The sequence below is a fragment of the Sphingomonas sp. 4RDLI-65 genome, from assembly GCF_049472435.1.
GTDB lineage: Bacteria > Pseudomonadota > Alphaproteobacteria > Sphingomonadales > Sphingomonadaceae > Sphingomonas.
The window spans coordinates 142835-162183 of record NZ_JBCEBT010000004.1 but is presented as its reverse complement, the minus strand read 5'-3'; the positions used below and the strand labels follow the sequence as shown (position 1 = coordinate 162183).

Annotated in this window: 13 protein-coding genes and 1 tRNA gene; 9 read left to right on the top strand and 5 right to left on the bottom strand. The window is 66.4% G+C overall.

Translation table 11 applies throughout. The features are described 5' to 3' along the window. The first annotated feature begins 5 nt into the window (after positions 1-5). The 6 genes from VH567_RS11365 (at position 6) to VH567_RS11340 (ending at position 9301) form a co-directional block, all read left to right on the top strand. Positions 6-572, top strand: coding sequence for a Maf family protein (locus VH567_RS11365; protein WP_423326152.1), 567 nt, complete (start codon positions 6-8; stop codon positions 570-572). Continuing rightward, positions 565-1527 (top strand): ribonuclease, encoded by a 963-nt coding sequence (locus VH567_RS11360; RefSeq protein WP_423326150.1) that lies wholly within the window; start codon positions 565-567, stop codon positions 1525-1527. The genes VH567_RS11365 and VH567_RS11360 overlap by 8 nt, the downstream gene beginning before the upstream one ends. Beyond that, positions 1524-1697 (top strand): DNA gyrase inhibitor YacG, encoded by a 174-nt coding sequence (locus VH567_RS11355; protein WP_423326148.1) that lies wholly within the window; start codon positions 1524-1526, stop codon positions 1695-1697. Before VH567_RS11360 ends, VH567_RS11355 begins: the two co-directional genes overlap by 4 nt. 53 nt (positions 1698-1750) lie before the next feature. Beyond that, positions 1751-1826 (top strand) — tRNA-Phe (locus tag VH567_RS11350). Between the two features lie 516 nt (positions 1827-2342). Continuing rightward, entirely contained in the window at positions 2343-3092 is a 750-nt protein-coding gene (locus VH567_RS11345; protein WP_423326146.1) for a hypothetical protein, read from the top strand. Positions 3093-3286: 194 nt separating this feature from the next. Beyond that, positions 3287-9301 carry a hypothetical protein gene (locus VH567_RS11340; protein ID WP_423326144.1) on the top strand — a complete coding sequence of 2005 codons (6015 nt, stop codon included), beginning with the start codon at positions 3287-3289 and terminating at the stop codon, positions 9299-9301. A gap of 357 nt (positions 9302-9658) precedes the next feature. On the opposite strand, the gene VH567_RS11335 is transcribed toward VH567_RS11340, so the two are convergent. The 5 genes from VH567_RS11335 to VH567_RS11315 all read right to left on the bottom strand — a co-directional run bounded on the left by VH567_RS11335 (position 9659) and on the right by VH567_RS11315 (position 14938). Next, positions 9659-11518, bottom strand: a complete 1860-nt coding sequence (locus tag VH567_RS11335; RefSeq protein ID WP_423326142.1) for a hypothetical protein — start codon at positions 11516-11518, stop codon at positions 9659-9661. Beyond that, positions 11515-13254 carry a hypothetical protein gene (locus tag VH567_RS11330; RefSeq protein WP_423326140.1) on the bottom strand — a complete coding sequence of 580 codons (1740 nt, stop codon included), beginning with the start codon at positions 13252-13254 and terminating at the stop codon, positions 11515-11517. The genes VH567_RS11335 and VH567_RS11330 overlap by 4 nt, the downstream gene beginning before the upstream one ends. Positions 13255-13733: 479 nt before the next feature. After that, on the bottom strand, positions 13734-14393 hold the full coding sequence (locus tag VH567_RS11325; RefSeq protein ID WP_423326138.1) for a hypothetical protein: 660 nt from the start codon (positions 14391-14393) through the stop codon (positions 13734-13736). Positions 14394-14498: 105 nt separating this feature from the next. Further along, entirely contained in the window at positions 14499-14666 is a 168-nt protein-coding gene (locus tag VH567_RS11320; protein WP_423326136.1) for a hypothetical protein, read from the bottom strand. 5 nt (positions 14667-14671) lie between these two features. Further along, positions 14672-14938, bottom strand: a complete 267-nt coding sequence (locus tag VH567_RS11315) for a hypothetical protein (RefSeq protein ID WP_423326134.1) — start codon at positions 14936-14938, stop codon at positions 14672-14674. 148 nt (positions 14939-15086) lie between these two features. Between VH567_RS11315 and VH567_RS11310 the strand changes: the two genes are divergently transcribed. The 3 genes from VH567_RS11310 (at position 15087) to VH567_RS11300 (ending at position 19343) form a co-directional block, all read left to right on the top strand. Further along, positions 15087-17141, top strand: coding sequence for an AAA family ATPase (locus VH567_RS11310; protein ID WP_423326132.1), 2055 nt, complete (start codon positions 15087-15089; stop codon positions 17139-17141). After that, the gene (locus VH567_RS11305) at positions 17138-17995 is read left to right on the top strand and encodes a hypothetical protein (RefSeq protein WP_423326130.1); all 858 of its coding nucleotides are present in this window, start codon (positions 17138-17140) and stop codon (positions 17993-17995) included. Before VH567_RS11310 ends, VH567_RS11305 begins: the two co-directional genes overlap by 4 nt. A gap of 241 nt (positions 17996-18236) precedes the next feature. Then, a complete protein-coding gene (locus VH567_RS11300; protein WP_423326128.1) occupies positions 18237-19343 on the top strand; it encodes a DUF3800 domain-containing protein in 1107 nt (368 codons plus the stop codon). Positions 19344-19349: the final 6 nt, after the last annotated feature.

Below are 19349 nucleotides of genomic sequence, written 5' to 3'. Positions count from 1 at the left end.
CACCAATGCTGGTCCTGGCCTCTTCCTCGCCCCGCCGCCGCGATCTGCTCGCGCGGCTCGGCGTCGTGCCGTCGCGCGTGGAATCTCCCGACATCGACGAAACGCCGCGCAAGGCCGAACCGCCGCGCGCCTATGCGCTTCGCCTCGCGGTCGAGAAGGCCAGCGCCGTTGCGCGTGCGGAGGGCGAGATCGTCATCGCCGGCGACACGACGATCGCACTCGGCAGCCGCATCCTGCCACCCGCCGACACGCTTGAGATCCAGCGCGATCTGCTCGGCAAGCTGTCGGGCCGGCGTCACCACTGCCTGTCCGCGGTCTGCGTGATCGACGCGGCCGGCAAGGTGCGGACCCGGATCGCCGACACGATCGTCGCGTTCAAGCCGCTCTCCACTGCCGAGATCGACGATTATCTCGCGTGCGGCGAAGGGCTCGGCAAGGCTGGCGGCTATGCGATCCAGGGCCGCGCGGAAGCGTTCGTGCGCTTCCTGTCGGGCAGCCATTCGGGCGTCGTCGGCCTGCCGCTGTTCGAAACGCGCGCATTGCTGAAAACGGCTGGCGTCGCGCTTGCCTGAAACCGGCCTCAAGTGGCTTTATGAGGCTGGCATCGGCGAAGCGCGCGCCGCGCTGGTAGACAATGATCAGATTCTCGAAGCGGCGATCGGTCTCGACGACGGCAACGCGCTGAAGGTCGGCCTGATCGCCCGCGCGCGGCTCGTCGAACTGCTTCCCGGCCGTCGTGGCCGCGTGACGCTCGACGGCGGCGAGGCGCTGATCAATTTTCTCCCCCCCGGCATCACGCAGGGCGCCAGCCTAACCGTCGAGATCGTCCGCGAGGCGTTGCCCGAAGCGGGCCGTGCGAAGCTTGCCAAGGCAGTCCCGACCGATCTGCCCCCCCGACCCGCCCCGACGCTGCACGAGCGCCTTGTGGCGACCGGCCTGCCCGTCCTGAGCCCGCGTGCGCATGAACCCGACGCGCTGGAGGCGGCAGGCTGGTCCGAACTGCTAGACGAGGCTGTGAGTGGGGAGATCGTCTTCCCGCTCGGCGCGCTCCGCCTGTCGCCGACACCCGCGATGACGCTGTTTGACGTCGATGGCGCGCCACCACTGGATACGCTTGCGATCGCCGCCGCGCATGCCGTGGCGCGCGCGATTCGTCGACACGGTATCGGTGGCTCGATCGGGATCGATTTCCCGACCCTCGCCGGCAAGGCACAGCGAAACTCTGTCGCCACAGCGATCGACGAATCACTGCCGCAACCGTTCGAACGGACAGCGATGAACGGCTTCGGCTTCCTCCAGATCGTCCGCCCCCGCCCGCGCGCCTCGATCCCGGAAATCCTCCGGAGCGATCCAGTCGGCGCTATGGCGCGTGCGACGCTCCGCACGCTCGAACGCACCCCGCCGACCGCCTCGCGCCGCCACACCATGCCAGCAAGCGTCCACGCACACCTGATGGCGCGCCCGGTCTGGCTGGCGGAACTCGCGCGCCGTACGGGCGTCGTTCACGAACTGGAGAGCGCCCGATGACAACCGTCAAATGCCCGATCTGCGATCAGCCCGCGGTCGCCGACTACAAGCCGTTCTGCTCGAGCCGCCACCGCGACCGCGATCTGTTGCAGTGGCTCGGCGAAGGCTATCGCATTCCCGGCCGGTCAATCTCGCAAACGGGGCTGGACAGCGCCGAAGACCCCGACTAAACGCGCCCTTCCGATCGCAAGGTCGGACGCTTCTCCGGTCCCAGACCGGACGTGCCCGGATAGCTCAGTTGGTAGAGCATGCGACTGAAAATCGCAGTGTCGGCGGTTCGACCCCGTCTCCGGGCACCATTTTTCCCCACTCTCGTGTTGGCGCTACCTGACCTTGCCCCTAGCGCAACCTTATTACGCCTTTCCAGCGCGGCCGAGGCCTAGAATTTTGCAAGCAATGCCTGAGAAGTAGATCTCGTAGCTTAGGCCCGGAGCGGACTTCGCGAGCCAGAAGCTGGTTCGGCAAAGAATGCATCAACGCTACGAGACCAGCGCAGAACCGGCTCTGCTCGCCCCTTCATGAGATCCATACGACCGAACGGAAACTAGGCGGGTGCGACCGCGTGAGTACCGAACTCACGACGATCGTAAGTTCGGGCGCTCCTATCCGGATCCATTGGCGAGCCCTCTACAGCGGCCGTAGAGCAATGACGGCTTTTGCAAAGATGCCTAACCCAGCGTCTTGAACCTGATGGTGGCGTCCTGTTCCTTCGGCCGCCGTCATGAGCATCGAGTCCAGTCGCGATGGTGGCTCGAGATTGAGATGTCGCGTCCAAGAGTCCATCGTGACGGTCACCAATCGAGGACAGGTCAAACATGCCCACCCTACAGTACCGCGGCTTCGTTCTTCCTCGAGACTACGAGTTGACCACGGACTACAATCCGACGGTGAACCGAACGGGTGCACAAGAGGACCCCGACGCCACGTTCACGGCCCGAATCGTGGACAGCGTCATATTCGTGGACGTCCAAGTCGCGGAGTTCGAGGCGACCACGTCCGATCAGCTCTTCGGCTATGCATACGATCTGGCGCGGATCATGACGGTTCTCGCCACCATCGCCGAAGGCATAGCGTTCTCTCCGTTCATCGATGAAGTGACGTTGCCCAACGGCGAGGTGAAACGTCTGCTCTGGGCGGATCGTGGTCTGAGCGGGCTCTGCAGGGCGGTCGCCGACCATGGCGAGGAAGCGGTTATCGACCTCGTCATATCGGACATCGTTCTGGCGCGAACGCTATCCGATCTGCCCATCATGCTAGTATGGCCCCACTATGCCCCGATCGCCGCCGGTCGGGTCGCGGACGCCGTCGTCAGGATGCTGACGGGTGGTTCCAGCGCTGCCTGCTGGGCCCGATGCCGTGAGGCCCTCAACGTCGACAAGCCGTACGTGAAGCTGCTCACCGACGAGTCACGCGCCGCACGTCATGGTGACCGCGTCTACGTCCCGGGTCCGACCGTCCGTGAAATCGCCGAGAGGGCGTGGACGCTGCTTGACCGATATCTAAGCCTCCGGCTGTCTCGTTCGACCTCGTTGAACGCACTCGACTTTCCGATGCTGAAGGGGTGACACGTTTCTTGTCGGCCGCGGCCACGTCAGATCGCCGTCATAGGTTTCCTCGTCTTCATCCGCGGTCACGCGATACCCGTATCTCGACCTGCCGAAAAACGCTGACATCGATGTCCGCAACCTCCCGTGAAGCCGGCCAACCTGCGAGGAACGAACATTGAACATTGCCCCGCTTACGGCGTAGAACCCGTAGCGTGACCGCGTCCGACCCCACCCCGCCGATTCACGACGCCGATACCCCGCCGTTCCATCAGCTGGATGCCCAGCGCTTCGAACGGCTGCTGGTAGATCTCCTGCAGGAGGAGGACGGCATCGTGTTCGCCGGGCAGCACGGAACGTCGGGCCAGGCCGACTTCGGAGTCGACGCCATCGGAACGTACGATGACGGAACGTGCGATCTGGTCTCGTGCAAGCGATATGCGGAGATCACGCCGCGTGATCTGGCCGACTGGTCCCAGGAGATGCTCAAACACTGGTCGGAACGATGGAGTGGCTTCCGGATCCGCAGGTTCATCCTGGCGACCAGCGCCACGAACATGGCGCGCATGCAGATCATCAACCAGATACCGTCCGAAGCCGAACGGTTCCGCAGGCTTGGCATCCGTTACGAGATCTGGGGCCCGACGAGGCTCAGGACGAAGCTGGTACCTCATCGACGCCTAGCGGCAACCTACCTCAAGGAGCACTGGGCGGACTCGATCTGCGGACCGGCCGCTCCGCCCACGGCCCGGATCGCGCAGGCACCCCTCATGCTCGAGGCCGGGGTGCTCGCGCAGATGGCGGAACTGCAGAACATGCTGTCGGGGGAGGTCGCGGCACGCGTCGAAGACGCGCTGGAACTGCTCAGGCAGGGGCGCCTCGACGCAGTGATGGCTCTGGCGGAAGACCTGCAGACGGAACCCCGGTGGGGGCAGCTCACCCGTGAAGCACAGGCGGGCGTACTGCGCCTGGAGGGATCTGCGGCGCTAACCGACGGTGATCTGCCGAGGGCGGAGGCGCTCGACGCTGCCGCGAACGCCCGTCACTCGCCCGACGAACCACGCCTCTCGGCCCGCATCGCGGCCGAACTGGGCGATGCGGAGGACGGACTGGCCGTCCTCGGCCATCCCACGAGCATCGCGGGCCGGCAGCTTCGCTCGGCGCTGCTCCTCTCAGCCGGCCGACGTGACGCCGCCAGAGCCGAGCTCCTGTCGCTACGATCCGAGAACGCCGACGACCCGGAGACCCTTCGGCTGCTCGCGCTGGAGAGACTGGGTTCGGGGCAGCGTGAAGAAGCGCACGAGCTGATCGCGAAGGTCGAGACGGTCGCTGGAAACTGGTTGGCGACGCGGCGTGCGGGAGCGATCATCCGCTACGCGCTCGCCCTGTCGCCGAGCCTCGGACCGGAATGGACGCTGGTGCCCAATCCGGTCGATGCGGATCTCGTTCGCCGCGATCGCCAGGCGAGGGCATGGCTGAAAGAGGCCATCGATCTGCTCGATGGCATTCCTGACGATTCGAGGTCCGCCGACGACGATCTGTGGCGCTTGGCGATCCTCGCCAGCATCGACGGGCGTCGAGACGACGCCGTCAGGCTCGCGCTCGCCAGACTCGGTCGGCATCCCGCGGACGCGATGGTCGTGGGATGGGCCATCATGCGCGACTTCGACGTCGATCTGGGACCGAGTCGATCCGCACTCGAGGACGCCTATCGTGCCGGCACCGGGTCCCCCGAAGTGCGGGTGCTCGGCATGCTTCTCGCCTCGGATCCCGACCAGGTCCACGCGGCCGACTTCCTGGAGCGACACCTGGACAGGCAGGGCGAGGAGCAGCGGTCCGAGGCTTCGCTCTGGGTGGCGCGTTTCCGCGGCGTCGGGATGGATCGCAATTCCGAGATCCTCTTCAATGCCCAACGCCACGACGACTGGGCCCCCGCCGAGGCCCTGCTCGAGGAGCTGCTCGCGGTCGAGCCTCCGCATCCCTTCGGCCTTACCATCGCCGAGCTGGCGGCCGGTGCGAACCGCTGGACCGTGCTCAAGCGCAACATCGATCGCCTGACGGCATACGAAAGCGCCAACGGCGTCCGCATCGCGGTCGTGGCGGCGATGAACTCCCGCAGGTACGGGAAGGCGCTGAAGCTGCTCGACGTGAAGGGGGCGGTGTTCGGACCGCAGCTGCCCGCGGACATGAGGCGTCTGAAGGCCGAGGCCCTGGCGCGCTCCGGACAGTTCAGGACCGCCATCAGCGAGGCCACGACCCTCGCCGCCCAAGGGCATCTGGACGATGCCCTGTTCGAAGTGGAGCTCCGAGCACGCGTCGGCTCGGTGCGACAGGCCTCCCCGATCGTCAAGCGCGCCCTTAAGGAGGGACGCCTCGGGTCGACGCTCGCTCTGCAGTGGTCGCAGAGGCTGCGGCACGCGGATCCGGCGCTCGCGAAGGACCTCGTCCGTGCCGCGGTGTCGGCGGGGGTCGAGGAGGCCCATGTGCTGGCGGCCTGGAACGAGGCCGTCGAGCTCGGACTGGAGGCGGAGAGTTCGCAGCTCATGCCACGGATCGCGGCGAGGGCGGCCGGAGGCGACCCGGCCATAATGACGGTGTCCGTAGACAAGGCGCAGGAGTTCGTCCGCGATCTGATGGCGGACGAGGAGCGCGTACGCGAACTCTACATGTCCGGCGCCATACCGGTTCATCTCTATGCGCGAGGGCGTCCCGAAGTACTGCTGGGCATCCACCGCCTCAACGACGTACTCGGGGAGGGATCCTCCGCGGCCCTCCAACCCCGGCTGCTGCGCCATGGTGGACGACCAGCTTCGCCCCATGCGCTGCCACCCTTCCCGCGTTGGCGGATGCACCTCGACGTCACCGCGCTGCTGGAGAGCCAGCGCGCCGGTCTTCTGGACAGACTGGAATCGCATCCGAACGGCGTCGTGATCTCCACGCGACTGCCGGGGATCCTACAGCAGATGCAGCTCTCGGTCCGCAGAGGTCCGGACCATCGCCAGGCCTACGAGCGCATACTGCGTCTCGCGTCGAACCGCGCCATCGAAGTGCGGGAATGGACATCGAGCGACGTCGCGTGCGTCCGATTGGAGGACGAGGACGGCCCCGGCCGTCCGTTGCGCGATCTGCTCGGCATGCTGCTGAGGACCGGGGTCCTGAGCGGCGAGGAGGCGATGTCGCTCGCCGACGGCGCCGAACTCTCCGCCCGACCCCAGATCGACCTCTCGAACACGCTCGCCGTCTCGACCCGGGCAGTCATCGCACTGGCGTCCTCGGTTCTGCTCGACCGCATCGTCAGGCACGTGACGCTCGCGATCGACGCCTCGACGCTGGAACAGGTCCGCGCGAGCCTGTCCAGCGCCCAGCACGACGACGAACTCGCTGCGACCGCCGCGACGCTCGCCCAGCGAGTGGGGGACGGGATCCTCGCCGGCACGTACCACCTGCTCCCCCTGCGTTCGGATGACGAGAGCGGCGGTTCGGAAGAGGAGGACGACGACTCAGGGGATGGAGACGGGGAATCGGGGAACGCGGACGACGGCTCGTTGATCGAGCAGCAGTTGGCGGAGCTGCTTTCACTGCCGGTTTCCGAAGACGCGGTGGTATGGTTCGAGGACAGGAACCTCACGGGCTACGTGACGGCCGGCAGCGTCCCGATCGTGAGCATGATCGAGGTCTTGTCGGCGATGCGGGCCTCGGAGGATCTGTCAGGCCGCGAACATGACGAGCTGCTCAAGGCATTCCGGAAGTCCGGTGCCGGCCTGCTGCCGTTCACGACCGACGAGGTCCTCGAACCGCTGCTCGATGCACCGGTCGTCGATCACCGGCTGATGGAGACGCCCGAACTGAGCGACGTCAGGCGGGCGTTCGCGGCCACCCGGACGCTCGAACCCCATCTGAAGATCGGCCCCGCCGCCGATCTCCTCAAGGACCGGCCCGACGAGGACCTCGTCGCTCGTTCCACGATGCGCATGTTCTCCGAGATCCTGCATCGGATCTGGTCCGACGGACTTCGCCCGATAGACGAATGCATCGCCCGCTCGGACTGGCTGCTCGAGGCGGTCCGGGTCCGGCGGCTGTTCCGCCTTCCACCGACCGCTGACGTGGACGAGAACCTGAGGCTCTTCGAGGCGATGCAGATGGGCCACTGCTTCGACAAGGCATGGGAGGTCGGCGGTCCGCGGGACGTGCACGAGACCCACCGCACCAACTACCTCAACTGGTGCTGGCAGCGGATGGTCGTGCCGAGGGCGGGCATGCGACCGGACATAGTCGAGGCGATCGGAGACTATCTCGCCCGCTTCTACGGGTCGCTGATGCAGGAAGGACTGGGAATCGGCCGGATCGACTCGCTGACGTACGAGCGCCTGTTGTTCCTGCGCGTCAAGAGACTGCCCGCACCGATCGCGGCACGCGTAAAGGCAGCGGGCATATTTCCGCACCACGTCCGCTACACTACGGGCATGGTGATCAGGTCCCACCGCGTGGCGAGCGGGCGCTTCTGGCGGGCCATGCGCGAAGCCGTTCGCTATGGACGCTCGAGCGTGCGCACCGATCACGGCAGGCGCCTGATCCTCCGACGGACGGCGGAAGGAGTCTCGGTGTCCGGCGCGGTGAAGGCGAGGATGGAGATCGACGTGGCGCTGGTGCTGGCGGCCCGCCCGGCGGACATCGCGGACGCCGTGCATGCTCATCTCGAGAGGTTGGATCTCGATCCCGTACAGGCTCGCGACTCGGCACAGCGGATCGCACAGCTGCGCGACCCTTCGCGGATCGCGTCCATCCTGCAGGAGGCGGAGGCGAGGTCCACTCTGGGGAGGGCGAGGAAGGTCGACCAGTCCCTCCGGCGCCATCGCGGCACGAGCCTGACGGATCTCGAACCGGGACGTCCCGAGCAGATGGCATGGCATCATCGCATCGACCTGGAGAGAGCCTCCTCGGGCGAGGCTGCCTGGACCCCGCTCTCCCGCTCCGTCGGCGTGGTCGAGGCGTTCGTCCGGTTGGCCGCCCTGCCCTCGTCCCTACCGGCCGGTTCGGCACTGACCCCAGCGGAGGTGGATGACGTCGTGGCCGCAGCGCGGACGCCGATGGCACTCGCCGGCACGGGCCGTCTGCTTCGCGAATCCGGACGGAAGGAGGCCGAGATCGTCGCCGTCATCGCCAGGTTCGTCGATGTCGTCGAACGCTGGGGTCGGCTGCTCGTCGAGATGCTCCAATGGACGCTCGCGAGGACGAAGCTCGATCCCGACTGGAGCGCGATCGATCCACACGTTCGCTTGAGGCTGTGCTGGCTGCACGCCGACTGGTTGGTCCGCTCCTTCGAACGGCACGGCTTCGATCCGGCCGACCTGGTGGGCTCGTTTCCCGTCAGGGAGGAAAGGCTGCAGTCGATCGATCAGATGGTCCTGTCGCCCGCCGGTCCGGCGGATCAGGCCGATCCCGGCACCATCACGCCACAGGTCCTCCTGATGCACGGTCTGGCCGCGGTGCTCGGCGACATCGATGCGACGGAGGTCCTGCCTGACGAACTCCTTGCCCGCATCCACGCGTTCTTCGCCCGGGACGAAGCCGGCGAGATCGTCGACCCCGGCCTGCTCCTCCGGAACCGTGAAGCGGGAGACGCGCTCGGCGGCTTTCTCCTGGCTGTTCCCGTGGGTGTGTTCGAGTCGGACGGCCCGGCCGTGTTCCGGAACGAGATCATCGATCGGGCGATGGCCAGACTGACCGAGGATGCTACCGATCGCGAGGCGTGGCTCGGACTCGTCGCCTTCGCCGCCCGGGGCCTCGATCCCGACCGTGCCCGATCACTGGCCGCACTGGTCGATGCCGTGGACGTCTTCGCCGCTGCGGATCTCGATGGGCAGGAACCGCAGTCCTTCATTTGGCGCGGGGTCATGGGCCCGCTCGCCTGGAGCGGACAACCCGTCGTGCGACGACTGGCCTCGCTAGCCTCGCGCTGCAGCCGAACGTTCGCGGGGGCCGTGAGATCGGACACCCCGGCTGACCTGGCGTTCGGCGAACTCGTGGAATCCGGGCTGAACGCCGCGCGGATATCCTATCCCGGGTTGGATCACGACATGGCGTGTCGGCATCTGTGGACGATCGCAACGGAGTGGCCGGCATGCGCACCGCTGATGAGAAGGTTCGTCATGCGGGTTCTCGACGCAGCGGCACCCGTCGGAAACGAGGCGTTCTGGCGATTGGGCAACGATCTGAACCGACTGCCCTGAACGTTCCGTGGTGGACCGCCGCCTGATGCGATGGTCCCGGGCCGCATCCACGGGGACTGAGCCGACGGGATGCCGCACGGGGAGGACGGCGGGTCAGCACGCGCCCTGAGCCGCCGGGTGGACGGTCGACCGAGATCGGGGACCTACGACTACGGCTACTACTTCATCGCGACGTTCATGGCCGACCATCAGAACACCACGATCAAGCCACCGTCGTCGACGCGGAACGCCTCGCGGACAGGTCGCTCGCTTTCGGTTAGATCGCGGCCGCCCAGGCCGCATCACGGTCGGCGATCCCTCTTCTCAGAGAGCGGCCGGAACCGTGTCGCACGCTTGATCGCGTAAGCGGCCGACGGTTCACCCGGCGCTTCCGCCGTGCGCGCTCTTCGGCGCATCCGTCGCCACACGGAAGAAACCGAGCATCAGCGCGTTCGGCGACACGTCCGCCAACAGAACGGGCCGCACGCGGCTCCTGCCGATCGTGCGCCGCTTCTGCCTGAGGGAGAAGCGGCGCTTCGACGCCGGCCGCGCGACGAGGTCCTCCAGCAGCGGCAGCCAGAGCTGCGGTGGCGGCGGCAGCCGATTGACCCGGCATGCCAGCAGCAGGACCGGCCAGTGGCCCAGCCGTATCGCCGACAGCTGGGCATGGGCCGTGTTGCCCGCGACCTCGCCGCGAAGCGCCTCGATCAGTTCTGACGCCTTATCACCGATCACGAGGCTTCCGCGGGACGAACCCACGAGGCCGCCGACCGACCACAGCTTGTCCTCGGTGCGGGCGTTCACGACCCACGCCTGGAAGTTGGCGTGTGCCAGCTCGTCCTTCTGGAACGCATCGATCTCGGTCGCGATGTCCTGCTTTCCCAGGCCCCAGGCGAAGGCGGCCAGGAGCGGCTGGATCATGGTCGCCGAAGTCGCATCCAGCCAGCGGTCGTCGTCGCGCAGTGCCTCCTGCCGAATGAGCGTCTCGTAGTCGCCCATCCTCAGCGGGTACTGCGCGCGGCGCGCGAAGCCGAGCCGCGTCGCGCGCGACAGCTGCTGGACCCACGACGCCGCCGCCGGCCGGGTGTCCGGCAGGGCTGCCAGGAGCAAGAGTGCGAGCGCGAGATCGACGCCCTGGTATTCGGTGGCAGGAGTGAACAGCGCCGGGTTCGAGAACACCGTCGCCGCCAGCGCGCCGGCGATCGCCCCGAGTTCCGGACCCGGCTGCTCCACCGCGATTGACGCCGCGGCCGACGTCGGGTCGAGCCAGAGCCGCCACAGGCCGCCCATGGCGATCCTGCCAACGGTGTCGAAGAGCGCGAGGTTGATGTCGATGGGCTCGTGCGACCACACCGCGAAGCTCAGCGCGTGGCGACTGCCGGCATGCGGCAGTACCTTGTCGTCGTAGATCTCCCCCCAGATCCGCAGATGCAGCGCCGTCACCTCGTTGAACGCATGGCTCGCCGACAGCCTGCGCCCACGGTCGTCCTCGATCTCGCGCCACAGCAGCTCCCACGATTGCAGGACGACGAGCTCGCTCGCGCGGTACGGCGCCTCCAGGTTGCCCGCCTCGCGCCCCCATACGGTCAGGATCCACAGGGCCAGATACAACGTCCGCACGCGCGCCACCGGCTCCTGCGCATCGTCCGTCGCCACCTCGCGGATCAACCGGGAGAACTGCGCGACCGACGTCTCGGGTTCCTCGACCAGCGCGGCCGCACGACGGAGCAGCGTCCTCGGTCCGGCTGGGAAGACCTCCTCGCGCAGCGCGCCGTTGACCACCTTCATGGTCAGCGTGTCGCCGGTCCAGAGGCGGAGTTCGTATCCAGGCCTCGTCTCCGCCGCCATGTAGCCGTTGACCATCGGGAGCGTGTTCTCGAGCACGATGCCCCCCACCGTGATCACGACGACGACCGGCAGACCGCGGTGCTCGGGGGCGACGCCGGCGAGGTACGCGTCCCTGATCTCGTTGAGGGACTGCCGCAGCGCCTGGTCGGAGTCCCCGTCCCACTCGCGGCGGTTGAGGTCGCCGCGCTTGATCGAGAAGAGGAACAGCTTGCGGACGCCGTCGACGTCGTCGATGCCGACCGCTGCGACGTCAGAGCCGTACTGCCGCGTTCCGACCATGGGGCGGGAGAGCACCTCCATCCCCATCGCCGTGAGCAGCTCGGGGATGATGGCGTCGAGCTCGTCACGCTCGCGCAGCCCCCGGAAGAACTCCCGTACGATCGGGATCATTCCTCGCCCCCGTCGCCCATCATAGTCCTGCGCTGGTACCACGTGCCGAACGGATCGATCACATCCAGCCGAGGGAGCTCATGGGAATACTCGTGCATGCCGAGCGGCGTCTCCTGGCGGATGGAACTGCCCGGCTCGGTGACGACGTCGTAGATCGCGCTGTCGCCGAACAGCATGACCGACATCGGGAACAGCGAGGCGAGCACCGATCCCTCCCGCGCGGCCTTCTCGATCGCGAGCTGCTCCTCTCGGCGCTTGATGGCGACGAGGTGGCGGTGATGCTGGGACGGCCTCAGCTCGGGCAGGTCCCGCACCGCCTCGACCGCGGCGGCGTAGCGGTCCAGGCGTGCGATCGCGTCGGCGACGGCCTCGGCGGCGGGAGGCGGGAGTGTGGGAAGGACAGCTTCGAGATACTTGCGCGGGCCGCTCCAATAACTGATCAGCAGAGGGTCCCACAGGATCGAGGCGATCGCCGCGATCGCGTCCGCCGGGCCCGTGCACATCAGGCTGACCATGATCGAGGCGGCGGACTCCGGCGCGAGCAGCAGCACCCCGCATAAACGACGCGCGATCCGCACCGCCTCGGCCGCCGTGAGGCCTTCGCCGGAGAAGTCGAGCTCGAAGGTGAGCGGCTCGCCGTGGACCGCCAGGCACAGGTCCCTCACCGCGGCATGCAGCCCCAGTTCGTCCGCCCGGAGCCAGCGCGTCACGGTCGCGGCGATCGCATCCGAGCCAGACGTCAGCAGCCGGTGCTGGTAGGAGTCCAGCCGCTTCATCGTCGCCGCGCCGCTTCGGAGCAGGACTTCGGCCAGCTGCGCCGCCTCAGCGGCGATCGGACCCGCGAGGTTCTCGGCCAGTACGTGGTCGATGCCCTCGATGGCGGCGATCTCGTCGGCGCTCGTATCAGCGAGCAAGGTAAGCGCAGCACGGGCGAGTCCGGGAGACGCCGTCGCGGCACCGAACATCATCTCCATCGCCACCGCCTCCCGCACATGGGCGTCGGCACGGGGCGAAACTTCGGCGAGCGCGCGCAGGCCCACGTCCCCGTCGGCGGCATCGCGTACGGCGATCTGCAGCAGGGCCCTCAATGGCGACTTGACCCGGTCATTCCGGGCACGGGCCAGGGCACGCTCGAGCCCCACGACGCTCGCGTCGAGGTCCGCGGGCGCGAGGTCCTCGATGCGGCCGAGTAACTCGGCGGCAGCGTCCCGCTCCGCATCGACGCTGCCATCGAGCATCGCCAGCACGATCGGCAGGAAGCGCCCCCGGTCGAGAAGCAGCGCTGCCGCGACCGCGGGTCGAGCGAGACGGCTGGGAACGTCGCCCGAGCGCAGGCCGGCGAGAGCGACGTCGACGTTGTTCCCGGACGCCTGGCACCATTCGCCGAACGCGGTGCTCATCCAGTGGGCCGACGCCTCGCCCTCTCTCCTCGCGGCAGCTGCGGCATCCAACCGCATCACGCCCGCGAGCAAGATGCCGCTTCGCGGAACCGCCTGCCCGACGAGGCGCTGGGTCCCGTAGCCGACCCGGCGGTCGACAAACCCCTCCAGCAAGGCGGACAGGTCGAGGTCTCCCCGGCGGTGGGCAGCGATCACGCCGTCGACGAATGCGGTCCAGCCGCCTTCGTCAAGGGTGCGCATAGCGCGCTGCGCGTAGGCGTCGGTATCGCCGGCGGCCATCGCGGCTGCGAGGCCCGCCGCGTCGAAGGCTTCGCGCTCGTCGTCTTCCTCCTGCATGGCCTCACATGAGCATGGGCGGCTCGCCCTGACAACGACGAAGGCGCCCTCCGCGATCGACCTATCTTCGGCATAAGGGTCAGTACATAAAAACGGACCTGGTTGTACGCTAACGATCGGCAGTGACGAAAAAACCCCAGAATCGGGTTTCCGCCTATTTGGGCAAGGCGTCAGGGTTTGCCGCCCCCGCTGGGCTTCGATCAATGGCCGGGTCCATGGTTCCAGCAATGCCATCGGAAATCGTGTTTTCAGACACGGGATCGCGGCAGCTTCCGACCAGGCCCGGACGTCCGCGCACCACGCGGCGAATGGCCGCTTGCGACAATTGCAGCCGTTCCGGCCGCTCCGGTAGACTTTCTGACTTGCGCGCCTGCAGGTCATAGACGGGCGCCAGCGCCGTTCCCAATTGCCGCTTGTCCTGCTGGTCGTGTGCTTCGCAATCTACGCGAGCTGAGCGCTCGGACTCTCCAAGTGACCCCCTAGCGTCCCCACATCATCTCGGACGCGGCCCACGCCCCGTCGATCAACGTCGTCTCGAGCAAGTCCCACGCCGGCCACGGGTCGCCATCCGACGAGGTCGACTTCCGCTTGACGTGCGCCACTAAGTCGCTGGCCTTTGCGGCTGCGAAAAACGCGTCATAGCTCAGCTGACCGGCCGGCCTAAGCTCGGCGGCCAACTGCGTGGCGTGGGCCTCGATCTCTAGGGCGCAGGAGACATAGGCGACGTAGTCCGCGGGCAGGCCGGTGCTTTTCGCCTTGCGGGACAGCGCGTCGGCCTCCCCCGCCTCGCTTTTCGGTCCGAACCTGTGGGGCTCCTGGCGATGCTGCAGAAGGTGGCACGCCTCGTGCGCGAGCGCGGCTGTCACCCAGGTGCGGAAAGCGTCCAGCTTCACCGCGTCCAGTGTCTGGCCGGTGTGCCAGGTCTCTCCCTCCAGCGCGATGGTTCGACTGTCCGAATAGTAGCACGCGCGTATCGCGGCGACGTCCAAGCAGACGTCATTGAAACCAAACGGCGTTGTGCCGAGGGTGGCGCCGAGGAGGGTCTTGTCGACGGCCGCGTAGCTGAGCGCCGAGAAGCCGACAGCCAGGTTCCGTGCCATCCGCTCGACCGCGGCCTCCACCGCGCCGATCTCATCCACCCCGAGCCTCGGCAATTGGCGTATCTCCGCAAGTCCAAGCCCGGCAGCCCGGGCAGAAAACAATCCGGTAGCAGAGTGTGCAGGGCGAGGCGACCATCCGGCCGTTCAGCGATGGCTGACGCTTCCCTTTGCGCAGCCCGAATCGAACGATGCGCGCGCGGCGTCCGCCGCGTCCGAGGACTTCATGAACACGTCGAGGTTCAGTGGGTATGGCGCGATCTCCCGGTAGAATTCCGGGTCCGTCGCTACCTCGGCCTCGATCGCAGCAGTCACCTCGGCTAGCTTCTCAGCCTCCAGCTGCCGTCGGCCTGCCCGTAGCTCACCCGAACGTTGCCGATCGCTCGTGACGGATCGTCGGACTCGGGCCGCTTGTCCGGGTTGAAGAAGATCCGGCTGCGGATCGACCAGTTGGTGTTGAACGACAGGCTGTGGTCGCCCAGCGGTATCTCGTACGAGGCATCCGCGCTTCCCGTCCACTTCGGCGCGAACGGCAGGGTGTTGCCGCGGTAGTTGATCCGCCGCGATCCCCGGGCAAGCGTCCGCATTGTTCCGCGTGATCGCTCGAACCTCCACCGAGACCGGCAAGGTCACCGATCCGCAGCATGGCAAAGAGGCTTCGCGATGTTGCATCCCCGATCCCACTACCGCTAGACCGACCGACCATTCCGATCGCAACGAATTCCGAGGCCGAAGTTGATCCGCATCGATCGGCACAAGATGCCCAATCCGATTTCTGACGAGGACCGCCACCAGGTCGGGGCGGAGATGCATAATTGGGAGCAGGATCCGGACCAGTATACGAGACGCAACTCCTTCGCAGGACTGAGGTCACGGATCAACCGACGGGTGAGGGAGCCGCTCCTGCAGCTGTTCGAGTACAAGTGCGCGTTCTGCGAGAGCGACGTGGGCGCGACGTCGTCCGCCGTAGTCGAGCGCTTTCGACCGATCGCATACGCCAGCGACCTCGCAGGCGAGAGTTCTCCGCAGCATTATTCCTGGCTGCTCGCCGAGTGGGACAATCTCTACATCGCCTGCAGCGCCTGCTCGCGTGCCAAGCGAACCCTCTTCCCCGTCGATGGACCTCGGGGTCCCGTCATGTCCAAGATCAACGAACTGCGTGCATATGAGGACGCGCTCCTCATCGACCCATGCTTCGACGAACCGAGCGAGCACATCGTCTTCTCGCAGGACGGCTCCGCCCGCTTTCTGACGCGGAAGGGCGAGGCGACGATAGGCGTGTTCAACCTGAACCGCGATCAGCTCGTACGGGCTCGTCGTTCGATCTGGACTCGCGCCGAGGAGCTCCATCAGCAGAACCTCGATGCCGGCTGGCTCACGGGCGATTCCCGCACGTATGCCGCAGTCGCACGTCAGGCGTTGGCGATGCTGTCCGCCGACCCGACGTCTCTTGATCGAGCGAACCGATCGCGGTGGCACGGTCGCGAGGACCGCTCCGCCGACGAGATACTCGCGGCCGACGAGGAGGCATACCGCCTGACCGCCAGGACCGTGCGTCGGGTCGAGATCCGCAACTTCAAGGCGCTCCGGCATCTGGACGTGGAGTTCAAGGAACCCGACTCGGAGCGATCGCCCTGGCTCGTCCTGCTCGGCGAGAACTCCACAGGCAAGAGCACGCTGCTCCAAGCGGTCGCGTTGACGCTCGCGGGTGCCAACGAGGCCAATCGCCTCATCCGCCCCCTGCACGTCCTGTCGGTCGGCGAACGCAACGGCTTCGTCAGGGTCTGGTTCTGGGACAACGACGAACCGGTGGAACTCGTCTTCGACCGTTCCAAGGATCGGTTCGTCGGCACGGAGCGCCCTTCCGCGATCGTCCTCGGATACGGTGCCCTTCGTTACGCGGAGAGGAAGCGTCAGCGCTCCGACCCGGCTCCGCGGTTCACGCGCATCAAGGCGCTGATGGACCCGATCGCCCGCGTCCGATATTCCGGATCGTGGTTCGCCCAGCTTGATCACAAGCGATTCCTCGTAGCCCAGGACGTGCTGCAGCAGGTGCTGCCTCGGAGCCGGACGACGATACTCGTACGAACGAGGACGAGAGTGATATTCAACGTCGGCGGACACAGCGGTCCGCTGTCCGAGCTGTCGGCCGGATATCAGACGGTCATCGGGATGTGCGCCGACATCATGCGCCTGTTGTTCGAACGTTGGGATTCACTCGCCAGCGCGACCGGCATCGTCCTCATCGACGAGATCGACGCCCACCTTCATCCGAGCTGGACCATGCGCATCGTGGGGGCATTCCGTGGAGCGTTTCCGCAGGTCCAGTTCATCGCCAGTACGCATGACCCCCTGGCACTCCGCGGCCTCCACAACAACGAGGTCGCTCTGCTGCGGCGGGATGCGGACGACCCCGAGCGCATCGTCATCGACCAGTCGCTGCCGCCCATCGAAGGCATGCAGGTCGACGAACTGCTCACATCCCGGATCTTCGGCCTCGACAGCACCATCGATCCGGCATCGGAAGCCCTGCTCAACGAATACTACGATCTGCTGTCTCGTCCCGGAACGCCGGGCGTCGCCAAACGGATCAAGGAGATCCGGCAGCTGACGGGCGATCGCGAAGCACTCGGCCGGAACGTCCGCGAACGGTTGATGCTGGAGGAATCCGCGAAGTTCCTGAAGGATACGGAGGACGACCCGAATCTTCGCGTTGCGATCAGCGACGGGACCCGAAACAGGGTGCGCGAAATCATCCGCTTCGGACTCGGAGGCCGCGCGCCCTCATGATGAAGATCGATCGCGGAGCCGAGCCGCCGTTTCTCGCTGCCGCGAGAAACGCGGAGCTGGTGAAGGCCAGGAAGTACATCGTCGAGGACGGCAATGCCGAGGGGTTCAAGTTCACGGCGTACAAGGGGGTCAAAGGCGTCCTGAACGACGTCCTCGGAGGCAAGTGCGCGTATTGCGAATCCTACTATGACGCGACCTCCCCCGTCGATGTCGAACATCATCGCCCGAAAGGCGCGATCCAGACGGCGAACGGCCGAAGCACTCCCGGATACTGGTGGATGGCCGCCGTCTGGAGCAACCTTCTGCCGTCCTGCATCCGCTGCAACCGCGAGGAGACGCAGCCCATGCACGACGGCACGTCGATGAAGGTCGGAAAGGGCGAACTGTTCCCCCTTCTCGACGAGGGGGACCGGGCGACCGCCGAGGACGGAGAGGGAGACGAGATCGCGCTCCTCATAGATCCGTCGGTCGACGACCCGGTCGACTACCTGAATTTCGAACTCGTCGACGATGCGAGCATAGCCAGATGCATCGATATGTCCGAACTCAGTCTCGCGGGGCGGCGGGCGAGGTCGTCGATCGACGTCTACGGTCTCAACCGTCAGGGTCTCGTGCGGAGCCGTACGAGGTACGTCCTGAGAGCACGGACCAGCCTCAGGAAGCTCAAGCTGAGCATCGCCGAGCTCGAACGCATGAGATCGACGGGTCAGCCTACGGCGTTCGTGGAGACGTGCATCGACGACGAGATAGCCCTCCTGAAAGGGCTAACCGACGGGGAGGACGGCTACACCGGAACCCTGAAGAGGCTCATACTGCCCGAGCTTGATGCCATCGGAATCGATCTGAGGACGTGAAGGGACCGATCGCCGATCGGTCGCTGACGCCCCTCCGGGATTCCGGCATGCATCGTCGATCCGCGGAGCGTTCCACGGTTCGGAACGATGCATCAGGACCGATCGTCGTTCCGACCCTGCGGACGACGCGTCGCTTCGGGCCCGGCCGCCCGACGCATACGGCCCGCGTCAGGAACACGACCGCGCAGGCGGATCAGCACGCGGGCCGGGGATGCGAGGGCGTCCGGAACGAAGTCGCCGGATGACGGACATCAACGTCATACGAGACGTCATGATACGGACGCACCGTCTGACCAGTGCCGATGATGCGTACGTCCTCTACTACGACGAGACCAACAACATCCGACGCCTCCTGGTCACGCAGGACGGGCTGAACGTCGCGGAGCCGATGTGCTTCGTGCTCGGCGGCATAGCGCATCGCGGCCCGGTGCGGTCGCTGGACATGATGGCATTGCGGACTTCGCTGAGGCTGCAGCCGTCCGTGAGGGAGTTGAAGCTGGAGCATCTGGGCAAGGGCGGCTTCCTGCAGCTGCTGCGATCGCCCAGGCTGACGACGTTCCTGCGCTGGCTGCTGAACGGCGGGCTGTTCATCCACTACAGCGCCGTGGATCCGCTCTACTGGTCCACGGTCGACATCGTCGACTCCATACTGGTCGACGACGAGCTCGGTCCCCTGAGGATCCACCACGCCCTGCTCAAGAACGACCTGTACACGGTGCTCCGCCCGGACGTCAGCCAGGTCGCGGCCCTCTATCGTCGACATTCGTATCCCAACGTGGGCCGTCGACGGGTGCCGTTCATGAACGACCTGCGCGATCTGCTGGAGGCCCGCAGAAGCCTGCTCGCACCCTTCAACCATCAGATGCTGAAGGGCCTGATCGAGAGGGGCGCCAGGGATGCGACGCTGCCCTATCTCGAGGACGAGAAGTCGAACGTGCTTATCGACAGCTTCGTCGATTTCTACGTGAACCGCATCGCCTTGTTCAAAAACGCCGTGCACGTCCTCGATGTGGAACGGACCATCCAGTCAAGGATGACCGGTTACTCGCTGCACGACGGGGGAAAGCCGTTGCAGAACTACCGCTTCGCCGATTCGAAGGAGGAGCCGGGCATCCAGATCTCCGACCCCGTCGCAGGACTGATCGGCAAGTTCATCACCTACCTGATGTCGACGGACGAGAAGACCCTCAGACAAGAGCGCGCGGCACTCGATCCGTCGCAGGTCGACAACCTGGCGACCCTGAACGCCTTGATGGAGCGCTCCAACGACGAGACGCCCGCCTTCCTGCACTACGTCCTGTCGCTGACCGACATGAACCGCGCAATCGTCTTTCTCCAGGGCGTCTAGCCGCAC

Excerpts from the sequence above, each read along its gene's own strand:
- VH567_RS11305 (WP_423326130.1), top strand. The coding sequence starts at position 17,138 with ATGATGAAGATCGATCGCGGAGCCGAGCCGCCGTTTCTCGCTGCCGCG.
- VH567_RS11335 (WP_423326142.1), bottom strand. The coding sequence starts at position 11,518 with ATGATCCCGATCGTACGGGAGTTCTTCCGGGGGCTGCGCGAGCGTGAC.
- VH567_RS11355 (WP_423326148.1), top strand. The coding sequence starts at position 1,524 with ATGACAACCGTCAAATGCCCGATCTGCGATCAGCCCGCGGTCGCCGAC.
- VH567_RS11300 (WP_423326128.1), top strand. The coding sequence starts at position 18,237 with ATGACGGACATCAACGTCATACGAGACGTCATGATACGGACGCACCGT.
- VH567_RS11345 (WP_423326146.1), top strand. The coding sequence starts at position 2,343 with ATGCCCACCCTACAGTACCGCGGCTTCGTTCTTCCTCGAGACTACGAG.
- VH567_RS11330 (WP_423326140.1), bottom strand. The coding sequence starts at position 13,254 with ATGCAGGAGGAAGACGACGAGCGCGAAGCCTTCGACGCGGCGGGCCTC.
- VH567_RS11365 (WP_423326152.1), top strand. The coding sequence starts at position 6 with ATGCTGGTCCTGGCCTCTTCCTCGCCCCGCCGCCGCGATCTGCTCGCG.
- VH567_RS11315 (WP_423326134.1), bottom strand. The coding sequence starts at position 14,938 with ATGCGGACGCTTGCCCGGGGATCGCGGCGGATCAACTACCGCGGCAAC.